Annotated in this window: 2 protein-coding genes and 2 pseudogenes; 1 reads left to right on the top strand and 3 read right to left on the bottom strand. The window is 65.8% G+C overall.

The window, feature by feature from the left end; all coding sequences use genetic code 11:
* Positions 1-271: 271 nt before the first annotated feature.
* From AZG88_RS27640 to AZG88_RS27630, 3 genes and pseudogenes are all read right to left on the bottom strand, one after another.
* Positions 272-511, bottom strand: coding sequence for a DUF3263 domain-containing protein (locus AZG88_RS27640; RefSeq protein ID WP_061699732.1), 240 nt, complete (start codon positions 509-511; stop codon positions 272-274).
* A 253-nt stretch (positions 512-764) separates the two neighbouring features.
* Positions 765-1,096, bottom strand: a pseudogene (locus AZG88_RS54285) (hypothetical protein).
* A 463-nt stretch (positions 1,097-1,559) separates the two neighbouring features.
* Positions 1,560-2,135 (bottom strand): TetR/AcrR family transcriptional regulator, encoded by a 576-nt coding sequence (locus AZG88_RS27630; protein WP_061699731.1) that lies wholly within the window; start codon positions 2,133-2,135, stop codon positions 1,560-1,562.
* A gap of 134 nt (positions 2,136-2,269) precedes the next feature.
* On the opposite strand from AZG88_RS27630, the pseudogene AZG88_RS27625 reads away from it, so the two are divergent.
* Positions 2,270-2,442 (top strand): annotated as a pseudogene (locus AZG88_RS27625) (alpha/beta fold hydrolase); the annotation flags it as partial.

Here is a 2,442-nt window from a genome sequence, read left to right as displayed (position 1 = left end):
CAATGAGGACGGCATCGTCACCCCTGGGTGTTGACGGCGAAGGCCCGCCGGATCTCGTGCCCGGCTTGCGGAGCGCTCACGCCTCACCGCCTGTTCGCCACTGACAGGAAGTAACCCATCCGCGACTACCGTATCCGGACGAATCCAGGACCGCCGGAGCGACCCTGGGCGAGACGTTCCGGCGCAATCTTTGAGTGCGCCGAATCTCGACGAGCCGCGCGTAGTGAAAACGGTGAACCACCAACTTAAAACACGTGCCGCCCGTGGCTGATCAGGTGCCCAGCCAGAGTCGTCGACGGGCGACCGTGGTCATTCGCTCGACCAGCACCGGCCGCAGCGGGGCCGGCGCAGCGACGTCGAGATACGCGACCAGTGTCCGGAAGAACGCCGCGGTGTCCATCCCGAAATCCGCCCTGATCACCTTGGCCGGGCCGCCGCCGTGGGCGCACCACCGCAATACGAAGGCCACCATCCGGCTCAGCTCGGTCACCTCCGTGGTGTCCGCGGTCACCGCCGCCCCTCGTGGTTCTGTGCACAGCTTGCCGCACAACAGGTCCGGACCCCGGGCTGGCGCGAACTCGGTTGCCCGGTGCCATCGTCACCATCGGCACCATCGGCACCGTCGGTGACGGCCACCGGGTCGGGGTGGGCACTCCGGTGGGGCGGGCGGGGCTCCCCATCACCGCACTACCCCACTCACGCGGGACCTGGCGATGGTATCCCCACCCCGCCGACCGTTCCCGCTCACGCTCGGGGGAACGTCTTCACACGCGGCCAAAGAGCTGCCGCACCCCACCGTCCTCAGCAACCGCATACAGCGCCATCCCCAACAGATCCAGAATCCGCTGAGGTGCCCACACCGCAGCCTCCACCGATCGCGGCTCGTCCCGAACCACCAACGCAAACGACACCGACTGATCCGGTTCGCTCGGAGCGATTCCGGCGCTCCACGGTAGTGCATCCGCCGCACCAGCTGCCCGATCGCGGTATCGACATCCAACCCCGGCACGGTGGACGCGCCCTTGACCTCGGCGTAGAGCCGGCGGCCGTCCGCCTGCCACGAACACCGCGGCCTCACCCACCATATCCAGTACATGCAGGACTTCGCCGGCCGACTCGAACGCACCGGGAAAGATAGCTGCGAAGAAGACGGCTGCGGCGGCTCCGGTCACCGGCGCGCTGAACGTGCTGGCCACGACCGCGCACGCGTTCGACGACGAATCGGTCCGCCTGGTCCGCCTCCACCGAGAAACGTTCGCGTCCGTTCGGGATTGACTGTGGGCACACACGTGAGCCAGAGGCAACCCACTCGGCACCTGGCTGTCTGCGCATCAGTGGACGACAGGCCCACCAATCCGAGAGGTTCACGATGACGACAGCACCCTCGATGGTCACCGACGTCCGGCGGCGTCGTCGATCGCGACAAGGGTGGCGAGTCGAAGGATGGCCGCTGCGGTGGAAAATGGCGACCGCCTTGAGCCCGAGGGTCCACTACATATGCGCTCGGGTACGGCCACGCGTCGTCGTTGTCATTGGCCTCTCTTCCCAGTCGGTTGCATTCAGTTTTCGATGAGGCGAAACGCGTTCGCGAGCCCGGCCGCGAGGATCTCGTTGGACAGCGTCGGGTCCGACACCGCCCGCGACAACTGCAGGGTCCCGATCAGGCTCGACATCAGCCCGATCGCCAAGGTCCGCGCCGCGGCTGTGTCGTCGATGTGGGTACGACTGGCGACGACAGCGATCATCGCCCCGAGACCATCCGTGAACGATTCCTGCACAATCGGTTTAGACCGACTGATCTCGCCGAGCAGGGCAGCGGAAGGACATCCGTTCTCACGCTGGTCACGATGACTCGCCGACAGATAACCCTCGATGTAGGACTGCAACGAGTAACCGTCGTCGGGTAGCGCCCGCAGAGCATCCAGCTGCTTCGTCAGCTGATCGGCCAAGACCACCGCGACGAGTTCGTCCTTCGACGCGAAATGCGCGTAGAACGCACCGTTGGTCAGCCCGGCGTCGGACATCAACGCACTCACGCCGGCCCCGTCGATCCCATCCTTCTTCAGACGTCGACCCGCCGCCTCCACCACCCGAGCGCGCGTCTGCGCCTTGTGCTCGCTGCCGTATCTCGCCATGTCGATGATCCTCCGTACTGCCGCGTCCTTGCCCTACCGCAGCCTATCCGATAACCTTACGACCATAATAGTATGAACGTAATTCAATCGGGCTCTCACAGGCCAGGCTCACTTCCTTCGGACAGAGGACAGACATGGCAACCAACCACGGCGCACCAGCCCACACCCGCACGTGGACCACGGTCCCGACCAAAACCGTCCACGCCGGCGGCGTGAACTTCGCTTACCGCGAACTCGGCCCCACGGGAGGCGTGCCCGTGGTGTTCCTGCACCACTTCGCCGCCGTCCTGGACGACTGGGACCCCCG

This window comes from Rhodococcus sp. LB1, from assembly GCF_001583455.1.
Taxonomy (GTDB): Bacteria; Actinomycetota; Actinomycetes; order Mycobacteriales; family Mycobacteriaceae; genus Rhodococcus_F; species Rhodococcus_F opacus.
This window is presented reverse-complemented; position numbering and strand designations above follow the sequence as displayed.